This is a genomic window from Actinomyces urogenitalis DSM 15434 (genome assembly GCF_000159035.1).
GTDB classification, from domain to species: domain Bacteria; phylum Actinomycetota; class Actinomycetes; order Actinomycetales; family Actinomycetaceae; genus Actinomyces; species Actinomyces urogenitalis.
The window spans coordinates 119,307-140,810 of the sequence record NZ_DS999576.1 but is presented as its reverse complement, the minus strand read 5'-3'; the positions used below and the strand labels follow the sequence as shown (position 1 = coordinate 140,810).

The following is a 21,504-nucleotide window of genomic DNA, read 5'->3' as shown; positions in this document are numbered from 1 at the left end:
GGCACCAGATGACTTCCACACACACGCATCTCGCGACCGCCCTGCCGGCCCTGCGTTCCCCCCTGTCCCGCCGTGGCTTCCTGTGCGGACTGGTCACCGCAGCGGGTGCGGCAACCCTGGCCGCCTGCTCCTCCTCCGCCGACCGCAAGGCCGGTGGCCCCGTGGAGTACTGGCTGTGGGACTCCGCCCAGGAGCCGGCCTACGAGGCCTGTGCCGCACGCTTTGAGGAGAAGACCGGCATCAAGGTCAATATCACCCAGGTCGGCTGGGGTGACTACTGGACCAAGCTGACCGCCGGATTCATCGCCGGTACCGGCCCTGACGTCTTCACTGACCACATCGCCAAGTTCGCCCAGTTCGTTGACCTCGACGTTCTGGTACCGCTGGACGAGCAGCCTGCCTGGGCCGACGTCGACGAGTCCGCCTTCCATGAAGGCCTCATCGACCTGTGGAAGGGCGAGGACGGCAAGCAGTACGGCTGTCCCAAGGACTGGGACACCGAGGCCATCTTCTACAACAAGACCATGCTCGCCGAGGCCGGTCTGAGCGAGTCCGACCTGGAGGACTGGGACTGGAACCCCGAGGACGGCGGCAGCTTCGAGAAGATCCTGGCGCGCCTGACCGTGGACAAGAACGGGGTGCGCGGGGACGAGGAGGGCTTCGACCCCACCCGCGTCGCGGTCTACGGCATCGGTATCAACGATGCCGGGTCCAACGACGGCCAGACCGCCTGGAGTCCCTTCACCAGCACGATCAGCGACTGGATGTACACGGACAAGAAGACCTGGGGTACTCGCTACCGCTACGACGACCCGGACTTCCAGCGCGCCATGGACTGGTACTTCGGGCTCATCGACAAGGGCTACATGCCTCCGGCCGGCACCTTCTCGACCACCACTGGCACCGACGTCCAGCTGGGCAGCGGCTCCATCGCCATGTGCATCAACGGTGCGTGGATGTTCAAGATCTTCGCAGGCCTTGACATCGACCTCGGGCTGGCCCGCCACCCGATTGGCCCCAACGGCAAGAGCATGAGCCTGCTCAACGGTCTGGGAGACTCGATCGTCAAGCAGTCCAAGAACATCGAGAACGCCTCGAAGTGGGTGGCTTTCCTCGGCACCAAGGAGGCCCAGGACATCGTCGCCTCTTACGGCATCGTGTTCCCGGCGATCTCCTCCTCCACCGAGCTGGCAGTGGCCAAGTTCGAGGAGACGGGCCTGTCCACCAAGCCCTTCACCGACCACGTCAAGGAAGGCACGACCTTCTACTTCCCGCTCACCTACTTCGGTGCTGACGTCAAGGCCATCATGACCCCCGGCGTCGACGCCCTGTGGGTCGATCGAGAGCCGGCCTCGACGCTGACGGCCTACAACGAGCAGGTCAACCTCCTGTTCAAGACCTCGACCAAGGAGTAGCAGGCCTGGCAGCAGGTCCTCACGAGGGCGCCGTCCTCCCCGACACGCGGGAGGACGGCGCCCTCGCGTCGCCCGACCCGAGCCCGCCCGTGCCGGTCCTGAGCCACCGCTCCGTCTCGTCACCTGCCCGAAACATCTCCCCTATGATGTGACACGGTCCACATCCCGTCCGGAGGTCTCGATGACGCGCCCTACCGATGTCCATGCTCGCTTTGTCACCCGTCATATCGGGGTCTACGAGGCCCTGCACGACGCCGACTCACCGGTCCTGAGCACCCTGGCGGTGAGCTCCCTGGAAGAGCTGGCCCAGGCCGTCGTCCCGGCCGGGCTGCCGCGCCTGGACGCCCCCGAGCACACTGAGCCCTCCAGCGCCAGCGGTGGCCTGAGCGAGGCCGCGGTCACCGACGTCATGCGCCAGCTCGCCGCCGCCAATGCCCACCACCACGTGGAGATGATCGGACGCGGCTACCACCCCACGATCACACCGGCCGTCATCGTACGCGACGTCCTGTCCAACCCGGCGTGGACGACGTCGTACACCCCCTACCAGGCTGAGATCAGCCAGGGCCGGCTTGAGGCCCAGCTGCTCTTCCAGACCCTCGTAGCCGACCTCACCGGCCTGCCGGTGGCCTGTACCTCGCTGCTGGACGAGGCCACGGCGGTGGCTGAGGCCTGCCTGCTCATGGCCCGCGCCACCCGCAAGGCCGAGGGCCGTCCCGTCCTGCTGGACGAGGGTCTGCACCCTCAGTGCCTTCAGGTCGCCACCGCCCGGCTCGACGCCCTGTCCATCCCCTGGGTGACCACCACCCCGGCCGCTATCGCATCCGGCAAGGTCTCGGGCCTGGAGGCAGGTGCCCTGGTCCTCGGAGCGGTGCTGGCGGCCACGACTTCCCGCGGCGCCGTCGTGGACCTGGCCCCCGCGATCGCCGCTGTCCACGAGCGTGGTGGCCTGGCTGCCGTCGACGCCGACCCGCTGGCCCTCACCCTGCTCACCGAGCCCGGTGCACAGGGCGCTGACATCGCCGTCGGAAGCGCCCAGCGCCTGGGCGTGCCGCTCTTCTTCGGCGGCCCCCACCCCGGCTTCATGGCCGTGACCCATGGGCTCCAGCGCCAGCTGCCCGGACGCATCGTGGGCGTGAGCGTGGACGCCGACGGTGCACCCGCCTACCGCCTGGCCCTCCAGACCCGCGAGCAGCACATCCGGCGTGAGAAGGCCACCTCCAACATCTGCACCGCTCAGGCGCTGCTGGCCGTCGTCGCCGCCTTCTACGCCGTCCACCACGGACCTCAGGGACTGCGCGCCATCGCCGAGCACACCCACCGTCAGGCCGCCCGGATCGCCGTCGGGCTCCTGGACGCAGGGATTGAGCTGGAGCACACGCGCTTCTTCGACACCCTCAGCGTCTACCTGCCCGGCGGTGCCCAGGAGGCCGTGGAGCGTGCCGAGGCGGCCGGCTACAACCTCAGGCTCCTGGACGCCGACCACGTGGGCCTGTCCACCAACGAGACCACCACGGACGAGGACGTCGCCCACGTCATCGAGGTCCTCACCTCCACCGAGCCCGGGAGCCAGGAGTGGCTGCCCACTGACGAGCAGGCCGAGAACCTGCCGCTGCCGGCGCAGCTGGCCCGCACGAGCGAGTACCTGACCCACCCCACTTTCCACGCCTACCGCAGCGAGGCCGCGCTCGTGCGCTACCTGCGCCGCCTGGCAGACCGGGACCTGGCTCTGGACCGTTCGATGATCCCGCTGGGCTCGTGCACCCTCAAGCTCAACGCCGCCGTCGAGTCCGCGGCCTGGCTGGACCCGGCGCTGGCCGGCATCCATCCCTACGCCCCCGCCTCGCAGACCGCGGGCTGGCGGACTCTGCTCGGCCAGCTCTCGGAGCGTCTAGCGGCCCTGACCGGCTACGACCGCGTCAGCCTGCAGCCGGCCTCCGGTGCGCAGGGCGAGCTGACCGGCCTGCTCGCCATCAAGCACTACCTGGCCGCCCAGGGCCAGGGCCAGCGCGATCTCGTCCTCGTGCCGGCCTCCGCCCACGGCACCAACGCGGCCTCGGCCGCGGGAGCGGGCTTCTGCGTCAAGGTGGTCAAGACCGCGCAGGACGGCTCGATCGACGTCGACCACCTGCGCGAGTTGCTGGCTGAGCTGGGCGAGCGGGTCGCCGCCATCATGCTCACCTACCCCTCCACACACGGGGTGTTCGAGCCACAGGTCACTGAGGTCACCCGCCTCGTGCACGAGGCCGGCGGGCAGGTCTACATCGACGGCGCCAACCTCAACGCGCTGGCCGGGCTGCTGCGGCCCGGGGACCTGGGCGGGGACTGCTCCCACCTCAACCTCCACAAGACCTTCGCTATCCCCCACGGCGGTGGTGGCCCGGGCGTGGGGCCGGTCGCGGTCAAGTCCCACCTGGCGCCCTATCTGCCCGCAGGCCCCGAGGGATCGGCGGCCCCGGAGGAGGGTGACCCGGACGCAGGCTTCGCCGGGCCCCCGGTCATGGGCACGCGATTCGGCTCGGCCGGGGTCATGCCGCTGGCCTGGGCCTACCTCGCCCTGCTCGACGACGCCGACCTGCGCGAGGTGACCCTGTCCGCCATCGCCAGCGCCAACTACCTCTCGCGTCAGCTCGCTGACTCCTTCCCCACGCTCTACACCCACGACGGCTTCGTGGCCCACGAGTGCATCCTGGACCTGCGCGAGCTGACCCGGCAGACCGGGGTCACGGCTGAGGACGTGGCCAAGCGCCTCATCGACTACGGCTTCCACGCCCCGACCCTGTCCTTCCCGGTGGCCGGCACGCTCATGGTTGAGCCCACCGAGTCCGAGCCCCTGGCGGAGCTCGACCGCTTCATCGCAGCCATGCGTGCCATCCGCGCCGAGATCGACGAGGTCACCGCCGGCACGGTGAGTATCGAGGACTCGGTGCTGCGCCGCAGTCCCCACACCCTGGTCCAGGTCGCCGGGCAGGAGTGGGACCGCCCCTACACCCGCACGCAGGCGGCCTTCCCTCTGCCAGGCATGGAGACGGACAAGTACTTCGCCCCCGTGGCCAGGATCGACAACGCCTGGGGAGACCGCAACCTCACCTGCACCTGCCCTGCCCCCACCGCCTTCGAGAGCGAGAACGAGTGATGACCACCTCCACCACGGCCCTGCGCCGCACCCCCCTGCACGAGGTCCACGAGAGGCTAGGAGCCTCCTTCACCGACTTCGGCGGCTGGGACATGCCCCTGCGCTACGCCTCGGACCTGGCTGAGCACCGGGCCGTGCGCAACGCCGCCGGGATCTTCGACCTGTCCCACATGGGCGAGGTCAAGGTCACCGGCCCGGACGCCGCCGCGGCCCTGGACCACGCCCTCATCGGTGAGATCTCCAAGGTGGGGCTCGGCCGCGCCCGCTACACGATGATCGTGGACGAGGAGGGCGGCATCATCGACGACCTCATCGTCTACCACGTGGGCGAGCAGGAGTACCTCGTGGTGCCCAACGCCGGCAACCGCGAGCGCGTGGCCGAGGAGCTGGTGCGCCGCTGTGCCGGCGCTGCCCCCTCCTTCGACGTCCGGGTGCAGGACGTGTCCCTGGAGACGGCGCTCATCGCCGTCCAGGGCCCGCGTGCGGAGGAGGTGCTGCGCGGGGTGGTTACCTCCGGCGCCGGGATCCAGGCCGCGCTGCGCCCGGAGGAGCCTGCGGACGAGGACTGCGGGGCAGACGTACTGTGCGGGCCCACGATCCTGCGGCGGCTGCGCTACTACGCGGCGGTGCGGGCGACGGCGGCCGGCCACTCGGTCCTGCTGGCCCGCACCGGCTACACCGGCGAGGACGGCTTCGAGCTCTTCTGCGAGGCGGAGGCTGCGGAGGACCTGTGGAGCGTCATCACTGACCACGCGGCCACGCTCGCTCCGACGCCGGCTGCCCAGGAGGGTGAGACCCTGGCGGCCCTGACCCCCTGTGGTCTGGCCGCACGCGACTCCCTGCGCCTGGAGGCCGGGATGCCGCTGTACGGGCACGAGCTGACCGAGGAGATCACGCCCTTTGACGCCTCGCTGGGCGCCGTGGTCAAGCTGGCCAAGAGCGAGTTCGTCGGGCGCCAGGCCCTGGCCGCGCGTGCCGAGCGCGAAGGCCAGCCGGGCACGAAGGTACTCGTCGCGCTGGCTGGTGAGGGCCGCCGGGCCGCGCGAGCGGGCTGCACGGTCCTGGGCAGCGACGGCCAGGCCATCGGCTCCGTCACCTCTGGCCTGCTCTCCCCCACGCTCGGTCACCCCATTGCCCTGGCCCTGGTAGCCCCGGCCTCGCTTGAGGAGCCGGCGTGGGCGCCGGGCACTGAGCTTGCGGTGGACGTGCGCGGCAAGCAGCTGGCGATGCGCGTCGTCGCCTCTCCCTTCTACAAGCGCTCGCGCTAAGAGGGGCGTGTGGGTACCACCGCTGGTCCCCACGGCTTCTGGCGACGGCGAGCCACGCCGTGGCCCTGACCTCACCCAAGTCCTGGGCAGGACGGGATCGCCCCGACCTGCCGTGTCAAGAAAGGAACCCCTATGTCCCAGCCTGTGCGCCCGGAGCTGCGCTACTGCGCCGACCACGAGTGGATCAACAGTGAGTCCCCTGCCCGCGTCGGGATCTCCGCCGTCGCCTCCGACGCCCTTGGCGAGGTGGTCTTCGTTGATCTTCCTGAGGTCGGTGCCGAGGTCGAGGCCGGTGAGCCCTGCGGCGAGCTGGAGTCCACCAAGTCGGTCTCGGACCTTGTCTCGCCAGTGACCGGCACCGTCGTGGCGGTCAACGAGGCCGTCGTCGACGAGCCCGGCACCATCAACAAGGACCCCTACGGTGAGGGCTGGCTCTTCACCGTCGAGGTGGCGCAGGAGGGCGAGCTGCTCAGCGCTGAGGAGTACGCCTCCCGCTTCGACGCCGAGGTCACTGGGGCCTGAGAGCCCGGCATCGTGCAAGGAGACCGTATGACGTCGAGTGGACGTCATACGGTCTCCTTGCCGTGAGAGCTCCTGGGCTCCGGGCCCATGGCGCCTGGGAGGGCTCAAGGCGCCTGGGCGCTGGGGCCCAGGGCGGGCTCAGTCGGCCTGACGGCGGGCAGCGGCCTCGGCGTCGTGCAGGGCGGCTGCGGCAAAGGCCGCACCGGGCAGGGCCACGGAACCGAAGCTCGCCAGGTCGCGGCGGAAGACGACGGCGGCGAACCAGTCCATCATGATCCTCACCTTCCGGTTGAGGGTCGGCATGGCGTAGACGTGGTAGCCGCGGTGCGCCGTCCACGCGGTGAAGCCGCGCAGGTTGTGCCCCATGATGCGCGCCACGCCCTTGCCGATCCCGAGCGTGGCCACCGTACCGAGGTTCTCGTGGGCGTACTGGGCCAGCTCCACGTGGCCCGCAGGGCCGGCGGCCAGGGTCGCCACGAGGTTGTCGGCCAGGACCTTGGCTTGGCGTACAGCGTGCTGGGCGGTAGGGGCGCAGGTCGCCTCAGGGTCGTCGGAGACAAGGTCCGGGACGGCCGCGCAGTCGCCGGCCGCCCAGGCCCCCTCCACCGTCTCGCCGTCGCGGACCACCTGCAGGGTGGGCAGCGCCGTCACGCGGCCACGTGCGTCAACGGGCAGATCGGAGTCAGCCAGCACCGGTGCGGCCTTGACGCCGGCCGTCCACACGATGGTGTCGGCGTCGAACTCGCTACCGTCTGACAAGACCACATGCCCCTCGACGCAGCTGGTGAGGAAGGTGGACAGGCGCACGTCGATACCGCGCTCACGCAGCTGCTCCAGGCCGTAGCCCGACAGCTCCTCAGTCAACTCCGGCAGAATGCGCCGCGAGCCCTCGACGAGCACAAAGCGCACGTCTCGCTGATCGATGCTGGGGATCTTGGACACCGCGGCACGAGCCATGTCCTCCAGCTCGGCGATGGCCTCAACGCCGGCGAAGCCGCCACCGACGAAGACGAAGGTGAGCAGCCGACGCCGACGCTCAGCGTCCCAGGTGGAGGCGGCGTCCTCGATGCGAGAGAGCACGCGGTTGCGCAGCGCCAGCGCCTCCTCGACCTGCTTGAATCCCATCGCCTGCTCGGCCAGGCCCGGGATAGGCAGGGTCCGGGCCTCGGCTCCCAGCGCCAGGACCAGGTGGTCGTAGGTGAGCTCGTAGGGGGTCGGCGTCTCGCCGGTGGACTCGGGGACGGGCGGGGTGATGGTGACGGTCTTGTGAGCGTGGTCGATTCCTGTGATCGAGCCAGTGATGATCGTGATGCCGTCAAGGTTGCGCCGGTGGGAGGCGATGACGTGGCGTGGCTGGATAGAGCCCGCGGCGACCTCCGGCAGGAAGGGCTGGTAGGTCATGTAAGGGCGGGGATCGATGACGGCGATCTCAACCTCGTCGGTGCTCAGGCGGGCGCGCAGGGCCTGCGCGGTGCAGAAGCCGACGTAGCCGCCGCCAGCGATGAGGACACGCGGTGGGCGGTGACCGCCGTCGTCCGTGCCCACCTCCTCCACGTGGTGGCGGGCGGGGCGCAGTGTCGTGGTCAGGGCAGCTGCGGCGGCCAGGAGGCCAGCAGTCGTCAGGACAGTGGTCGCGATGGCGCATGATCGGGTCATGACACCAATCTAAGGGTGCCCTAACCGCGAGGCTAGAGGCAGCGTCCTACGGGCTCCATGGAGCCAGTCACACGGGTACCTCCGCCCCAGACCCTTGCCACCGTGGTTTTGTGTACGGGAACGGGGGCTGTGGGCCACGTATCCCCCGTTCCCGTACGCAAAGCCACGGTCAAAATGGGCGCGCCGAGGCTGCCCGGCATCCTCAGCGCAGGTTGAGGATCTCTCCGGTCTGCGTGTCGACGTCGATCCGCTGCGCCGCCGGCTTGGACGGCAGCCCCGGCATGGTCGAGATCGAGCCGCAGATGGCGTAGACATAGCCGGCGCCGGCCGCCAGACGCACCTCACGCACCGGTAGGCGCCACCCGGTGGGCACGCCCTTGAGCGAGGGGTCGTGGGACAGGGACAGCGGCGTCTTGGCCACGACGACGGCGAGGTGGCCGAAGCCCTCGGCCTCACACGCGTCCAGGAAGCGGGAGGCGGCCGGGGTGTAGTCCACCCCGTCGGCACCGTACATGGCCGCCACCTTGCCGATCTTGGTGCGCAGGTCGTCTCCAGCCACGTAGAGGGGACGACCGCGCTCAGCGTCGGCCGCCTGCGAGGAGGCCTCCTGCGGCGAGGAGGTCTCCTGCGGCTGGCTCGGCCCCGTCTGGCGAGCCAGGGCGCAGGCTGCCGCAACCTGGTCCGCGAGATCGGCGCAGCCGGCACCGCCCTCGGTCACAGGGTGCACGGCGGCGACGTGCGCGCCAGCCTCGGTAGCGATGCGGCGGATCTCCTCGACCTCGCAGTCGTGGTCCGTGGGGAAGACGTTGATGGCCACCACCGGCTCCATGCCAAAACCGCGCACGATCGACAGGTGCTTGAGCATGTTGGAAGCCCCAGCACGCACGTCCTCCAGGTTCTCCTCCAACATGGCCGGGGGCAGCTCCTTGCCGGAGACGATGCGGTACTTGCCGGAGTGGGCCTTCAGGGCGCGGACCGTGACCACCAGGACAGCGGCCTCCGGGCGCATTCCGGACACGGAGCATTTGAGGTCAAAGAAGCGCTCCAAGCCCATGTCCGCACCGAAACCAGCCTCGGTCAGGACGTAGCCCGGCTCGCAGCCCCCTTCCTGGCCGGCGTCGTGCCCCGCCGCTCCCTGGGCTGCCACGAGGTCAGCGATGACCGAGGAGCAGCCGGTCGCGATGTTGCCGAAGGGACCGGTGTGGATCAGGGCAGGAGTGCCCTCGCCCGTGCGCAGCAGGTTCGGGGCCAAGGCGTCCCGGAGGACGGCCGCCATCGCCCCAGCAGCACCCAGGTCCTCGGCGGTGACCCACGCACCGTCCTTGTCGCGGGCCACGACGATCCGCCCCAGCCGCTCACGCAGGTCCTTCAGCGAGGTCGCCAGGGACATGATGACCATGATCTCGCTGGCCGGGGTGATGTCGAAGGAGGCCTGACGGGTCACGCCGTCCGTCCGGGTGCCCAGTCCAATGACGATGTGGCGCAGGGCCCGGTCGTTGACGTCGAGGACGCGCGGCCAGGTGAGCGTGCGCACGTCGATACCGAGCTCGTTGCCGTGGTGGAGGTGGTTGTCAATCATGGCGGCCAGAAGGTTGTGGGCCGCGGTGATGGCGTGGAAGTCACCGGTCAGGTGCAGGTTCATCCGCTCAGCCGGCAGGATGCGCGCGCAGCCGGAGCCGCCGGCACCCCCCTTGATGCCGAAAGTCGGTCCCATGGCCGACTGGCGCAGCGTGAGAATCGAGCGGCGGCCGCGATAGGCCAGGCCCTGAGCCAGCCCGATGGCCACGGTGGACTTGCCCTCGCCGAAGGAGGTCGGGGTGATGGCGGTGACGACGACGTAGTGGGCCCGGTCCGCGGGCACCGGCTCGCTGTGTCCGGCCTGGTCCAGAACGGAGAGATCGATCTTGGCCACGTCCCGGCCATAGGGGATGACGTGCTCGGCACTGATGCCGGCACGCGCAGCAAGGTCAACAAGGTTGACGTCCTCGCTGGACATGGAAGCAGGGGCAGGGGCGTTGGAGACCGGCACGTTCTCGCCATCGAGAGGGCTCATGGTCCCATCCTACGGACCTGACCTGACGGCGTCTGCCAGATGCACGAGCCACTCACAGCCTCTTCCTGGACCCTCCCGCGCGCTCCTAGAGCTCGGACAGCGCCTGCTCGTAGGCCTGGGCAGCGACGGAGGCGGAATACCCCTTGCGCCCAAGCAGGGCCAGAGTGCGCCGACGACGTACCTCAGGAGCCAGGCTCTCCGTCAGGCGCAGCTTCTTACGGGCCAGCGTCACGGCAGCCTCACGCTCATCGCCAGACTCGATCTGAGACAGGGCCGAGGCAATCGCCCGCTCCCCCACGCCCTTGCGACGCAGCTCCTCAGCGATCGCGCGCCGCGCAGCCCCCTTCTCAGCGAAACGGGTCCGGGCCAAGGTCGCCGCATAGGCGGCGTCATCGATCAGTCCGGCCGACTCCAGGCGGTCCAGCACCTCCTGGGCCACCCGGGGGTCAACCTCCCTACGCTCCAGCAAGTCCGCCAGGGCGGCTCGCGGGGCAAGGCTGCGGTCCAGGCGGCGCAGGACGATATCCCGCGCCGCCTCAACCTTCTGCTGGTGCTCGTCCGGTGTCAGCCAGGGCATCAGAAGCCGCCGGCCTCCTCGCCAAAGGCATCATCCACGCTCACAGCCTTGGCTTTCTTGGCACCCCGCGTCCCGGCGCTCTTAGCCCCCGTGGTGCTGGCGGCCTTGCCACCCTGAGCACCGGCCTCAGGCTCGGCCACGGCGCTCGCCTTCTGGGCAGCGGCAGCCTCCGCCTCCTCGCGGGCCTTGCGACCAGGCTCACCGATCCCGAGGGCGGCAAGGATCTTGTTCTCGATCTCGTCAGCCAGCTCAGGGTTGTCCTTGAGGAAGGTACGGGCGTTCTCCTTGCCCTGGCCCAGCTGATCCGTGCCGTAGGTGAACCAGGCGCCGGACTTGCGCACGATGCCGTTCTCCACGCCCATGTCCAGCAGGCTCCCCTCGCGAGAGATGCCCTGGCCGTAGACGATGTCGAACTCGGCCTGCTTGAAAGGCGGAGCCATCTTGTTCTTGACGACCTTGGCCCGGGTCCGGTTACCCACCGGCTGGTCCCCGTCCTTGAGGGTCTGGATGCGGCGGACGTCAATACGCACTGAGGCGTAGAACTTCAGCGCCTTACCGCCGGTGGTGGTCTCGGGGTTACCGAAGAAGACGCCGATCTTCTCACGCAGCTGGTTGATGAAGATCGCAGTGGTCCCGGTGGCGGACAGGGCCCCGGTGATCTTGCGCAGCGCCTGGCTCATGAGGCGTGCCTGCAGACCCACGTGGGAGTCGCCCATCTCTCCCTCGATCTCCGCCTTGGGCACCAGGGCGGCGACGGAGTCGATGACGATGATGTCCAGTCCGCCGGAGCGGATGAGCATGTCCGCAATCTCCAGCGCCTGCTCACCGGTATCCGGCTGGGAGACCAGGAGGTTGTCCGTGTCCACGCCCAGCGCCTTGGCGTAGACCGGGTCCAGGGCGTGCTCGGCATCGATGAAGGCAGCGTTACCGCCGGCCTTCTGCGCCGAGGCCACGGCGTGAAGCGCCACCGTGGTCTTACCGGAGGACTCCGGTCCGTAGATCTCGATGATGCGGCCACGCGGCAGGCCTCCGACGCCGAGGGCCACGTCCAGGGCGATCGAGCCAGTGGGGATGACGGAGACCGGAGGACGAGTGTCATCCCCCAGACGCATCACCGAGCCTTTACCAAAGGCCTTGTCAATCTGGGACAGAGCGGTGGCCAGGGCCTTGGAACGGTCCTGGGTCTGTGCTGCGGGCATTGGTCATCCTCGTGTTCGTCGACGGCTCGCGCCGTGGTGGGCAGGGCTGGTCCTGGTAGCGAGATCCCCTCTCCGGGGCTCACGAACGACGGTATGCCGGACCACCGACACAAACGACCGCACCCAACCACCTCTGTGGACAGCTCGGGCAGCCCGTCGTCTGGGGACGAGCCTAGTCGTACATCTGTTCGATGTCAGATCGGCCGTCTCGGCGTGTCCTGCATGAGCCGTGCCACCGGGCCTCCGGGCCACTGGCCGCCAGCCCCTGCTCAGGTCTCGCCACCTCAGCGGCGCCGACGCTCGTGCGGATCCTCGCGGTAGACCCAGCGATCAGTCTCCGAGGCGTCAGTCTCATCACACAAGGCGTTCCAGACCTCGCGGGGCGCCACCCCGGCGTCCAGAGCGTCCTCGCAGGTGCGCCCCAGTCCAGGCAGCACGAGATCCGTGGCCAAGGACCGACCGTAGGCCGAGCCATAAACCGTCTCCACCGCGCGCCAGAACTCAGAGTGCTTCACGGGGCCACTCTCGCACACCCTCCCACGCCCAGGCGCCCACCTATCCCCACCGCGAACCCGGTACGCCCCAGCACGCACCTGCCCCCGCAGCCATGGCGAGCTGCGGGGGCAGGTGCCAGCGCGCGAGCGCTGGAGGTGTCAAGGAGAGTGTCAGCCTCAGCGCAGGGCGCCCTGCTGACGGACGAGCTCATCCGGAACGGTGTCCGGGATCGTCACGCCCTCAGTCAGGGCAATGCGGTCCGAGACCTCGCGCAGGACGGCGGACAAAGGAGCGTCCAGAGCCTGACAGATCGAGGCCAGCAGCTCGGAGGAGGCCTCCTTCTGCCCACGCTCGACCTCGGAGAGGTAGCCGAGGGAGACCCGTGCCTGCGAGGAGACCTCGCGCAGGGTACGTCCCTGGTGCTGGCGCACCGAACGCAGGACCTCGCCGATCTCTCGGCGCAGAAGGACGTTCTCGTGCTTGGTGTTGTCCACAGCCGCACCGTAGCCAGCCACGGGGGCCTGTCGCATCGGCGTCCTGCCAGCAGGACGCATCGAACGGGTGGTGCGGGGGTGAGTCGCGTTGTTCATCGTGAGGCACAACCATTCACTGCGGAGTTTCATTCCCACGCGCGCAGGATCACAGTCCATCGCCGTAGCGCTGAAGCGATCCTGCGCGGTGTTGGCACGATCATGACCGGTCAAACTGGGAGATTCCTTGAAGCGTCACGGGAACCTCCTTGTCAGGCCGGGACCTTCTCACGTCACGTCCAGCACGCCGACGGCGAGAGCCAGCACCGCCGTCGTCGCGCCATCGCGGACCGCGTCACGGTCTCCCTCCAGATGGAGCTCACGGCTGAGCGAGCCCTGCGGCGTGACCACCGCCACGTGCACGGTCCCCGCCTCGTGACCGTCAGCCGCCCCGGGGCCGGCCACGCCCGTCGTCGCCAGTCCGATATCCGCCCCCATGAGCCTGGCGACCCCAGCAGCCATCTGCTGGGCGACCTCACCATCGACCGGACCGCGGCGGGCCAGCAGATCAGCGTCGACTCCCAGGACCTCCTGCTTGATCCGGGTGGCGTAGGCGACGACGGCGCCCACGACCACCGCCGAGGCCCCCGGAACGCTCACAAGCGACGAGGCCACCTCTCCCCCAGTCAGGGACTCGGCCACGGCCACCGTGAGCCCGCGCTCCTGCGCCGTCGAGAGTAGGAAACGCGCGGCCTCGACCTGCGTGGAGGCCGCTGCCAGCTCCTCGCTGCCCTCCAAGCCGCTGGATCCAAGGGTGTCAGTCACGGTCGCTCTCCTCACTGGCGGGTGTCGTCACGGCGCGCGGTCCCAGCCGTGGTGTCAGCCTGCCCGCCGCGGGACAGGAGCACCGCCTGGTGCACGTAGTCCAGGCCCGTGACCACGGTGACCACGGTGGCGGCACCGACCACGACGTAGGCCACCAGGTCCACCGCCGTCGCCACGGCATGAGGAAGGAACATTGCCCAGGGCGTGAGCAGCCCGATCAGGCCGGCGATCTGGAGGACCGTCTTCAGCTTGCCGCCGCGTGAGGCCGCCATGACGGCACGGCGCAGCATGAAGAAGCGCATGAGGGTGATCCCCAGCTCACGCACGAGGATGACGATCGTCACCCACCACCACAGCCGGCCTGCCACCGACAGCAGGATGAAAGCGGACAGCGTCAGCGCCTTGTCCGCGATCGGGTCTGCGATCTTGCCGAAGCTTGTGATGAGCCCGCGCGAGCGCGCCAGCTGCCCGTCCAGGCGGTCCGTGATCGAGGCAATGATGAAGACCAGCGTGGCGGCGAGTCTCATCCCGTCCCCCGGCTGCAGCATGAGCCAGACAAAGACTGGTACCAGCGCCAGGCGCAGAACCGTCAGCGCGTTGGCGATATTGACCAGCGGCGCCTGCCCGGTGTGGGGTGCGGCTCCGGAAGGGCTGCTTGAAGTGCTGATCCCGCTCATCACTCACAGCCTAGCCTGTGCCTGTGACTTCCCATCCCTCCCCCTTCGGGCCAGGCCGCGCCGCCCGACCCACCTCCCACAAGGCTGCCTCCCACAAGGCTTCCTCCCACGCGGGCCCTTCCTCGGGCTCCCGGCTGCGCCGAGGCCTCTTCGCCCTGCTCGTGGTCGCGGTGCTCGGCACCTCCACCTACCTCTTCCTCACCCGCCAGACGACGACGGCGCCCGCTGCCCAGCAGCCCTCCTCAGCCGTCGCTAGCCTCGCCTCCTCACCCGCGCTCTCACCACGTCCCACCCCCTCGCCCACCCCGCCGCCGGATATCCACCTCACCATCGGCTACGCCGGCGACGTACTCACTCATATGCCCGTCATCAATGACACCGCAGGCGGCCAGGGAGACATCTCCCCCATGATCGCCGCCTCCCAGCCCTGGTACAGCGGCGTAGACCTGGCGCTGTGCGGCATGGAGGTCCCAGTCTCCCCACGCGGCGTAGCCTCGGGCTACCCGATGTTCGGCTCGCTGCCCGGCGTGGTCGCAGCCCTGGGATCCACGGGTTGGGACGGGTGCGCCACCGCTTCCAACCACGCCTGGGACCAGGGCTGGTCCGGCGTCCTCACCACAGCGGACACGCTCCAGGCCAATGGCATGGGCTTCTCAGGCACCAACCGCACCGAGGCCGAGGCCGCCAGGCCCTACCAGCTCTACCAGTTCCAGCGCGAGGGCCGCACCGTCACCGTCGCCCAGCTGTCAACGACCTACAGCCTCAACGGCATGACGGCGGACCCGGCGTGGGCCGTCAACCTCAACGATGTCCAGTGGGCGGCGGACCAGGCTCGCGCCGCTCGCGAGGCGGGCGCGGACCTGGTAGTCCTCCACTCCCAGATCGGCGAGGAGTACACCCGCGATCCGGTCGCGTCACAGAAGGAGTACGCCCAGGCCATTGCAGACACCGGGCAGATTGACGTGCTCTTCTCCGCCCACCCGCACGTTCCCCAGACCAACGAGCTGCTCGCCGGCGGACCGGGAGGGCGGGGCATGTGGGTGTCCTACTCGGCCGGGAACTTCATCTCCAACCAGTCCGAGGCCCTGGGCACGATCATGACCACGATCGGCCTGTTCGTGTGGGTGGACGTCACCGTCTCCGAGGACGCCTCCGGCCAGCGGAGCGTCAGCGTGGACGCGCTGCACTGGCACCCCTTCACCGTGGACAACGCCGTCGGCCACACCCAGCTCGACCTGGGCGCCGCGCACGCAGGAGCCGTCCCGGCCTGGACCAGCCTGTCCGCCACGGAGATCGAGCGGCGCTGGCAGGCGGTGACCGGGATCGTCAACCCGCAGACCTACTCTGACCAGGTGCCCGTGGCCACGGGCGAGGCCCCGGTCCCCCTGCCCCGCGGTTGAGGACTCACCAGGAGGCGCCGCGGCCGGTCAGGCTCCAGGCGTCCTCCGAGTCCTCCTCGGCGGCCGTGTCCTCCCAGGACTCCGACTCCACCAGGTCGCGGTGGAGCGGGTCGGTGGCGTAGCGGTCTGTGACGGCGGCGGTGCCGGCCCCACCTGCGGGAGAGCCGGCCTCTGAGGTACCCGCACCGACGGCGTCGGAGTGGGCCTCGTCCTCGGCTCCCGGGGCACTTCCCTCGCCCTTGATCCAGGCGAGCGTCTCCTCCAGCTGCTCGGGCTGGACCAGCACCTCGCGAGCCTTGGATCCCTCTGAGGGGCCTACGACCTCGCGCGTCTCCAGCAGGTCCATCAGGCGTCCGGCCTTGGCGAAGCCCACGCGCAGCTTGCGCTGGAGCATCGAGGTCGAGCCGAACTGGCTGGTGATGATGAGCTCGGCGGCCTGCAGCAGCAGGTCCATGTCGTCGCCGATCTCCTCGTCGATCTGCTTCTTGACCTCTGGGACGATCACGTCCTCGCGATACTCCGGCTCCAGCTGCTGCTTGACGTGGGCCACCACGGCGCGGATCTCCGACTCGGTGACCCACGAGCCCTGGATACGCACCGGCGCCGAGGCACCGGGGCCCAGGTACAGGGCGTCACCCTGACCGGTGAGAGTCTCCGCGCCGTTCTGGTCCAGGATGACGCGCGAGTCCAGCTGCGAGGCCGTGGCAAAGGCCAGACGCGAGGGCACGTTGGACTTGATCAGGCCCGTGACCACCTGGGCAACCGGACGCTGGGTGGCCAGCACCAGGTGGATACCAGCAGCACGCGCCAGCTGGGTGATGCGCTGGATGGAGGCCTCGACGTCCTTGGGGGCCGTCATCATGAGGTCGGCGAGCTCATCGACCACCACGAGCAGGTAGGGGTAGGGGCTGATGACGCGGGCCGAGCCCTCCAAGGGCTTGACCTCGCCGGCACGCACCGCCTTGTTGAAGTCGTCGATGTGCTTGAAGCCGAAGGAGGCCAGGTCGTCGTAGCGCGCATCCATCTCCCGCACCACCCACTCCAGCGCCTCGGCGGCCTTCTTGGGGCTGGTGATGATGGGGGTGATCAGGTGCGGGATGCCCTCGTAGATCGTCAGCTCCACACGCTTGGGGTCTACCAGCACCATGCGCACCTCCTGTGGGGTGGCCCGCATCATGATGGAGGTGATCATGGAGTTGACGAAGGAGGACTTACCCGACCCGGTCTGGCCCGCCACCAGCAGGTGTGGGGTCTTGGCCAGGTTGGTGACGACGTAGTCGCCCTCAACGTTCTTACCCAGCCCCACCACCAGCGGATGGGACTGCTTCTTGGCCGCCCCCGAGCGCAGCACGTCGCCGAGCTTGACCATCTCACGGTCAGAGTTGGGGATCTCCACACCGATGGCGCTCTTGCCAGGAATGGGGGTGAGCAGGCGGATCTCATCGCTTCCCACCGCGTAAGCGATGTTCTTGGCCTGGCTAGTCACGCGCGAGACGTTGACGCCGCGTCCCAGGTGGACCTCGTAGCGGGTGACCTGAGGACCACGGGTGTAGCCGGTGACGGTGGCGTCCACGCCGAACTCGGTGAAGACGTCCTGCAACTTGTCGACGATGGCGTCGTTGGCCTCGGTCCGCGTGGCGTGGCCGGGGCCGGGTTCCAGCAGGTCATCGGCAGGCAGGGAGTAGACCGTGCCGTCGGGCAGCTCCAGGCCTGCGCCCATGGCCAGCTCGTCGGCCAGATCCGGCTCGGCCTCGGCCAGCGCCGCCAGAGGCGTCTCCTGGGTCACGGCGTCGGGCTCGGTGGGTGGCACCGGGCGCTGGTCCAGGGGCGTGGTCGCCCCGGGGCGCCCCTGCTTGGAGGGACGACGCCGCAGCGGCACCGAGGGCGGCACGCTCGCCTCAGCCGGCGTGGCAGCCGAGGCCGCCGCACCCGAACCAGTGTGAGCGACGGCCTCAGTCTCCCCGAGCACGGAGGTTGCGGCGCCGTCCTGGGCCTCAAAGTCAAAGGCCTCCTGGCCTGCGGGGCCACGGCCGTCATCCTGCGGGTTGGCGAGCTGACGTGTGGGGGCATCGTCGTCAGTGCGACGGCTGCGCCGTCCGCTGCCTCGCTTGCGGGCAGGCGGCTCGCTCTGCTCAGTCTGGAGGGCCGAGCGGAAGGGCTCGTCGCCGTCGTAGGAGTCCAACGACGTCGTCTGGGTCTCCTGCCGGTGGGCACGCACCCGGTCCAGCAGCCGCAGCGCCAGGGAGTCAGCCTCCTCCTCGGCCTGGTCAGACTCCTGGCCGCTGTCCCCGGACAGGCGCTCGCGCAGGTCAGCCACCGTGACGCCGGTGAGTACCAGCAGCGAGAAGGCGATGAGGAGGATAAACAGGATGACGGCGCCGATGGCGGAGAAGAGGACCGCCAGGGGGTAGCCAACCACCCACCCCAGCAGGCCTCCCGCCTCCTCAACCGCAGCGATCCCACGTGAGAGAGCCGGGTTGCCGCTGACAACCTGGATGATGCCGGTCACGCCGGCGAGCACACCCAGGCAGCCCACCGCCACACGGGCGTGGACCGGAGCCAGGTGGTGGACACGCAGCATGGCGATCCCCAGCGCGCCCAGCAGCACCGGAACCGTGACGCCCAGGACGCCCAGCGGACCGGCAGCGATGTGGTGGAGAACCGTGCCCGCAGCGCCGGAGACACCAAACCACTCACGCAGTCCGGTCACCGCGGCCAGGGCGAGGATGAGGAAGGCCCATGCCGTACGCCGGTAACGACCGGATCCCGTGAAGGTGGATTCAGTCGTGGTCGGCTTGGCAGCGGCGGACTGGGAGCGCTTGGCGCCCGCGCGGGGCGACGAGGGCGAAGAGGTACGACGAGTGGCCATGATGCTCTGACGCTATCTGTGCCGCTGTCCGAGGCCGGTTCGCCACGCCGCCGCAGCCAGCGCGCGTGGCCGATTCCTCGCCCGAGGCCGCTCTCACACCTCAGCGAGGAAGGCGTCGATCTCGTCGCGCCGAGGTGCACGGGCAGGCCCCAGGCGCGAGACCGCCTCAGCGGCCGCAGCGTTGGCGCGCCGGGCCGCGGTGACCACGTCCATCCCGTCCATGAGGCTGGCAACGAGCACCCCCGTGTGGGTGTCCCCGGCACCAGTGGTGTCCAGGACCTCACGAGCAAAGCCCGGAACCTCGATGCGGTCACCCACCGCCGGCCACAGCACGCAGCCGTGCACGCCGGTACGACGCACGATGAGGGCGCGCGGGGTCGCCTCGCGCAGCTCGTCGGCACCGCCCAGGCGCTGGATGAGGTGGTTGATCTCCAGGTCGTTGCCGGTGAGCAGGGTGGCCCGCTCCAGCAGGCGGCGCAGCAGGTCATCCGGGATCTCGGCCTCGACCGGCCCGAGGTCGAGGATGAGGCCCACGTGCTCAGGCAGGCGCAGCAGCCACTGGCTGATGGCAGCCGAGGAGGAGGGGTGGGCCAAGTCGTAGCCGGTGGCGTAGATCCAGTCCCCCGGCACCAGCTCGATGCGGTCCAGGTCCTCGATCTGGGGCTCGGCCTCCACGCCCTCGGTCGTGATGAAGGTCCGCCTCCCGGGCGGCTCGATGAGGGTGATGCAGGTGCCGATGTCCCCCACGAGCTCCTCGACGACGAGCTCGACGCCGTCAGCCTGCATGGACTCACGCACCTGGGCGGAGTTCGGGCCGGTGCCCAGGGTGGCGGCTAGGGCCGCCGGGACTCCCTGACGGGCGACGGCGGAGACCACCGTGTAGCCGCCTCCGACCGTGGGTCCGGAGGAAACCGCCGTGATGGCACCACCTGGCGCGGGGATGTGGTCCACGCGCAGGGGAAGATCGATAAGGACGGAGCCTGTGGAGATAAAGCAGGCCGGACGCAGCACGCTCATCCGCTCCTCAGGCCTCGATCACCACGGGCACGATCATCGGGCGGCGCTTGAGGCGGCGCCCCACGAAGCGGCCGACCGTGCGGCGCATGACCTGCTGGAGGGAGTAGGCGTCCTGGTTGCCCTTGTCCAGCGCGTCCTGAAGGGCACGGGTGACGTCGTCCAGGACGTCGTCGAAGACCGAGTCGTCCTCGGCCATCCCGCGTGCCTGGATGTCCGGGCCAGCCAGGATCGTGCCGGTCTTGGTCTCCACGACGGCGTAGACCGACACGAAGCCCTCCTCCGCCAGGATCCGGCGGTCCTTGAGCTCGGTCTCGTCGATCTCACCGACGGAGGAGCCGTCGACGTAGACGTAGCCGCAGCCGACCTGGCCGGAGATGCGGGCCTTGCCGTCCTTGAGGTCGACGGTGACGCCGTCCTCGCACAGCACGACGTTGCGCGGGTGCACGCCCGTCTTGACCGCCAGGGCGCCGTTGGCCACGAGGTGGCGGATCTCGCCGTGGATAGGCATGACGTTGCGCGGCCCCACGATGTTGTAGACGTGGAGCAGCTCCTCGGAGGAGGCGTGCCCGGAGACGTGGACCTTGGCGTTGCCCTGGTGGACCACGCGCGCTCCCAGCCGCATGAGCTGGTTGATGACACGGTTGACCGAGTTCTCGTTACCGGGAATGAGCGAGGAAGCGAAGATGACGGTGTCCCCGGCCTCGACCGTGACGGAACGGTGCTCGCCGTGCGCCATGCGGGACAGGGCCGCCATGGGCTCGCCCTGGGATCCGGTGACCATGAGCACGCGCTCGTCAGCGGGCAGGGAGGTGACGTCGCGAGCGTCGATGAGGACGCCGTCGGGCACCTTGAGGTAGCCCTTCTCCGCAGCGATCCCCATGTTGCGCACCATGGAGCGCCCCACGAGGGCGACGCGGCGCCCGTGGAGGGCGGCGGCGTCGAGCACCTGCTGGACGCGGTGGACGTGACTGGAGAAGGAGGCGACGATGATCTGCTGGTCCGACTCAGCGAAGACGCCGTCGAGCACGGGGCCGATCTGGTTCTCGTGACCGATCATGCCCGGGACCTCAGCGTTGGTGGAGTCCACGCAGAACAGGTCCACACCCTCGTCGGCGAAGCGCGCGAAGGAACGCAGGTCCGTGATACGCCCGTCAATGGGCAGGGAGTCGATCTTGAAGTCACCGGTGGCCAGCACGTTGCCGGCGCCGGTACGGATGAAGACCGCCATGGCATCGGGGATGGAGTGATTGACGGCCACGAACTCCAGGTCGAAGGGACCGTAGTGGACGCGCTCGTGCTCGCTGACCACCCTGAGCGTGGGGCGGATGCGGTGCTCACGCAGCTTGGCCTCAACGAAGGCCAGGGTGAGGTCGCTTCCCACCAGCGGAATGTCGTCACGCAGGCGCAGCAGGTAGGGCACGCCTCCGATGTGGTCCTCGTGCCCGTGGGTGAGGACCAGGGCCACGACGTCATCCAGACGGTCCTCGATGGAGGAGAAGTCGGGGAGGATGAGATCGACGCCAGGCTGGTCCTCCTCGGGGAAGAGGACACCGCAGTCGACGATGAGGAGCTTGCCGTCAACCTCGAACACGGTCATGTTGCGCCCGACCTCGCCGAGACCACCCAAGGGCGTGATGCGCATCGCGCCGTCGGGGATGGGACCGGGGGCCTTGAGCGTAGGAAAGTTCGTCACGTCAAGCAGTGTAGCCAGAGGCGGTGACGAGGTGGAGATCCACTGTCACAATCCCGGGTGATCTGCGCGCCCAGTCGCTGGCGCGAGCACACAGGCCCCTCAGAAGGCGCATCATGACAAGGATCAGCCACCCGCCTTGCGCCGGGCGTCAGTGAGCACGTTGACATCGCCCGGGATCGTGACACGAGATCACGAAAAAACCCGGCTGCGTGAGCAGCCGGGCGATCAGCGT

At 69.3% G+C, this 21,504-nt stretch carries 16 protein-coding genes; 5 read left to right on the top strand and 11 right to left on the bottom strand.

The genetic code is table 11. The annotated features are described in order from the left end of the window. The first annotated feature begins 8 nt into the window (after positions 1–8). From HMPREF0058_RS08790 to gcvH, 4 genes are all read left to right on the top strand, one after another. Positions 9–1,415 carry an ABC transporter substrate-binding protein gene (locus tag HMPREF0058_RS08790; RefSeq protein ID WP_006549423.1) on the top strand — a complete coding sequence of 469 codons (1,407 nt, stop codon included), beginning with the start codon at positions 9–11 and terminating at the stop codon, positions 1,413–1,415. Positions 1,416–1,596: 181 nt separating this feature from the next. Next, entirely contained in the window at positions 1,597–4,551 is a 2,955-nt protein-coding gene (gcvP, locus tag HMPREF0058_RS08785) for an aminomethyl-transferring glycine dehydrogenase (protein ID WP_006549422.1), read from the top strand. Continuing rightward, positions 4,551–5,819, top strand: a complete 1,269-nt coding sequence (locus HMPREF0058_RS08780) for a glycine cleavage system aminomethyltransferase GcvT (protein WP_006549421.1) — start codon at positions 4,551–4,553, stop codon at positions 5,817–5,819. The genes gcvP and HMPREF0058_RS08780 overlap by 1 nt, the downstream gene beginning before the upstream one ends. A gap of 132 nt (positions 5,820–5,951) precedes the next feature. Further along, positions 5,952–6,341: a glycine cleavage system protein GcvH gene (gene gcvH / locus HMPREF0058_RS08775; RefSeq protein ID WP_006549420.1), complete on the top strand. Its 390-nt coding sequence runs from the start codon at positions 5,952–5,954 to the stop codon at positions 6,339–6,341. 138 nt (positions 6,342–6,479) lie between these two features. Here gcvH and HMPREF0058_RS08770 read toward each other — a convergent pair whose 3' ends face one another. The 8 genes from HMPREF0058_RS08770 to pgsA form a co-directional block, all read right to left on the bottom strand. After that, the gene (locus HMPREF0058_RS08770; protein ID WP_006549419.1) at positions 6,480–7,997 is read right to left on the bottom strand and encodes an NAD(P)/FAD-dependent oxidoreductase; all 1,518 of its coding nucleotides are present in this window, start codon (positions 7,995–7,997) and stop codon (positions 6,480–6,482) included. A 202-nt stretch (positions 7,998–8,199) separates the two neighbouring features. Further along, entirely contained in the window at positions 8,200–9,993 is a 1,794-nt protein-coding gene (locus HMPREF0058_RS08765; protein WP_006549418.1) for a formate--tetrahydrofolate ligase, read from the bottom strand. A gap of 142 nt (positions 9,994–10,135) precedes the next feature. Next, positions 10,136–10,627, bottom strand: coding sequence for a regulatory protein RecX (locus HMPREF0058_RS08760; protein ID WP_006549417.1), 492 nt, complete (start codon positions 10,625–10,627; stop codon positions 10,136–10,138). Beyond that, positions 10,627–11,826: a recombinase RecA gene (gene recA, locus HMPREF0058_RS08755; protein WP_006549416.1), complete on the bottom strand. Its 1,200-nt coding sequence runs from the start codon at positions 11,824–11,826 to the stop codon at positions 10,627–10,629. The genes HMPREF0058_RS08760 and recA overlap by 1 nt, the downstream gene beginning before the upstream one ends. A gap of 284 nt (positions 11,827–12,110) precedes the next feature. Further along, entirely contained in the window at positions 12,111–12,341 is a 231-nt protein-coding gene (locus HMPREF0058_RS08750; protein WP_006549415.1) for a DUF3046 domain-containing protein, read from the bottom strand. A 156-nt stretch (positions 12,342–12,497) separates the two neighbouring features. Beyond that, the gene (locus HMPREF0058_RS08745) at positions 12,498–12,911 is read right to left on the bottom strand and encodes a helix-turn-helix domain-containing protein (RefSeq protein WP_180950818.1); all 414 of its coding nucleotides are present in this window, start codon (positions 12,909–12,911) and stop codon (positions 12,498–12,500) included. Positions 12,912–13,079: 168 nt separating this feature from the next. After that, positions 13,080–13,589, bottom strand: coding sequence for a CinA family protein (locus HMPREF0058_RS08740; RefSeq protein ID WP_006549413.1), 510 nt, complete (start codon positions 13,587–13,589; stop codon positions 13,080–13,082). A 38-nt stretch (positions 13,590–13,627) separates the two neighbouring features. After that, positions 13,628–14,293 carry a CDP-diacylglycerol--glycerol-3-phosphate 3-phosphatidyltransferase gene (gene pgsA / locus HMPREF0058_RS08735; protein WP_006549412.1) on the bottom strand — a complete coding sequence of 222 codons (666 nt, stop codon included), beginning with the start codon at positions 14,291–14,293 and terminating at the stop codon, positions 13,628–13,630. A 23-nt stretch (positions 14,294–14,316) separates the two neighbouring features. Between pgsA and HMPREF0058_RS08730 the strand changes: the two genes are divergently transcribed. Beyond that, positions 14,317–15,693 (top strand): CapA family protein, encoded by a 1,377-nt coding sequence (locus HMPREF0058_RS08730; RefSeq protein WP_006549411.1) that lies wholly within the window; start codon positions 14,317–14,319, stop codon positions 15,691–15,693. Positions 15,694–15,697: 4 nt separating this feature from the next. On the opposite strand, the gene HMPREF0058_RS08725 is transcribed toward HMPREF0058_RS08730, so the two are convergent. From HMPREF0058_RS08725 to HMPREF0058_RS08715, 3 genes are all read right to left on the bottom strand, one after another. Next, positions 15,698–18,562: an FtsK/SpoIIIE family DNA translocase gene (locus HMPREF0058_RS08725; RefSeq protein ID WP_006549410.1), complete on the bottom strand. Its 2,865-nt coding sequence runs from the start codon at positions 18,560–18,562 to the stop codon at positions 15,698–15,700. A 93-nt stretch (positions 18,563–18,655) separates the two neighbouring features. Then, positions 18,656–19,579, bottom strand: a complete 924-nt coding sequence (locus HMPREF0058_RS08720; protein WP_006549409.1) for a PfkB family carbohydrate kinase — start codon at positions 19,577–19,579, stop codon at positions 18,656–18,658. 7 nt (positions 19,580–19,586) lie between these two features. Then, on the bottom strand, positions 19,587–21,221 hold the full coding sequence (locus HMPREF0058_RS08715) for a ribonuclease J (RefSeq protein ID WP_006549408.1): 1,635 nt from the start codon (positions 21,219–21,221) through the stop codon (positions 19,587–19,589). Positions 21,222–21,504: the final 283 nt, after the last annotated feature.

Excerpts from the sequence above, each read along its gene's own strand:
- HMPREF0058_RS08790 (WP_006549423.1), top strand. The coding sequence starts at position 9 with ATGACTTCCACACACACGCATCTCGCGACCGCCCTGCCGGCCCTGCGT.
- gcvP (WP_006549422.1), top strand. The coding sequence starts at position 1,597 with ATGACGCGCCCTACCGATGTCCATGCTCGCTTTGTCACCCGTCATATC.
- HMPREF0058_RS08780 (WP_006549421.1), top strand. The coding sequence starts at position 4,551 with ATGACCACCTCCACCACGGCCCTGCGCCGCACCCCCCTGCACGAGGTC.
- gcvH (WP_006549420.1), top strand. The coding sequence starts at position 5,952 with ATGTCCCAGCCTGTGCGCCCGGAGCTGCGCTACTGCGCCGACCACGAG.
- HMPREF0058_RS08770 (WP_006549419.1), bottom strand. The coding sequence starts at position 7,997 with ATGACCCGATCATGCGCCATCGCGACCACTGTCCTGACGACTGCTGGC.
- HMPREF0058_RS08765 (WP_006549418.1), bottom strand. The coding sequence starts at position 9,993 with ATGTCCAGCGAGGACGTCAACCTTGTTGACCTTGCTGCGCGTGCCGGC.
- HMPREF0058_RS08760 (WP_006549417.1), bottom strand. The coding sequence starts at position 10,627 with ATGCCCTGGCTGACACCGGACGAGCACCAGCAGAAGGTTGAGGCGGCG.
- recA (WP_006549416.1), bottom strand. The coding sequence starts at position 11,826 with ATGCCCGCAGCACAGACCCAGGACCGTTCCAAGGCCCTGGCCACCGCT.
- HMPREF0058_RS08745 (WP_180950818.1), bottom strand. The coding sequence starts at position 12,911 with ATGAACAACGCGACTCACCCCCGCACCACCCGTTCGATGCGTCCTGCT.
- pgsA (WP_006549412.1), bottom strand. The coding sequence starts at position 14,293 with ATGAGCGGGATCAGCACTTCAAGCAGCCCTTCCGGAGCCGCACCCCAC.
- HMPREF0058_RS08725 (WP_006549410.1), bottom strand. The coding sequence starts at position 18,562 with ATGGCCACTCGTCGTACCTCTTCGCCCTCGTCGCCCCGCGCGGGCGCC.
- HMPREF0058_RS08720 (WP_006549409.1), bottom strand. The coding sequence starts at position 19,579 with ATGAGCGTGCTGCGTCCGGCCTGCTTTATCTCCACAGGCTCCGTCCTT.
- HMPREF0058_RS08715 (WP_006549408.1), bottom strand. The coding sequence starts at position 21,221 with ATGCGCATCACGCCCTTGGGTGGTCTCGGCGAGGTCGGGCGCAACATG.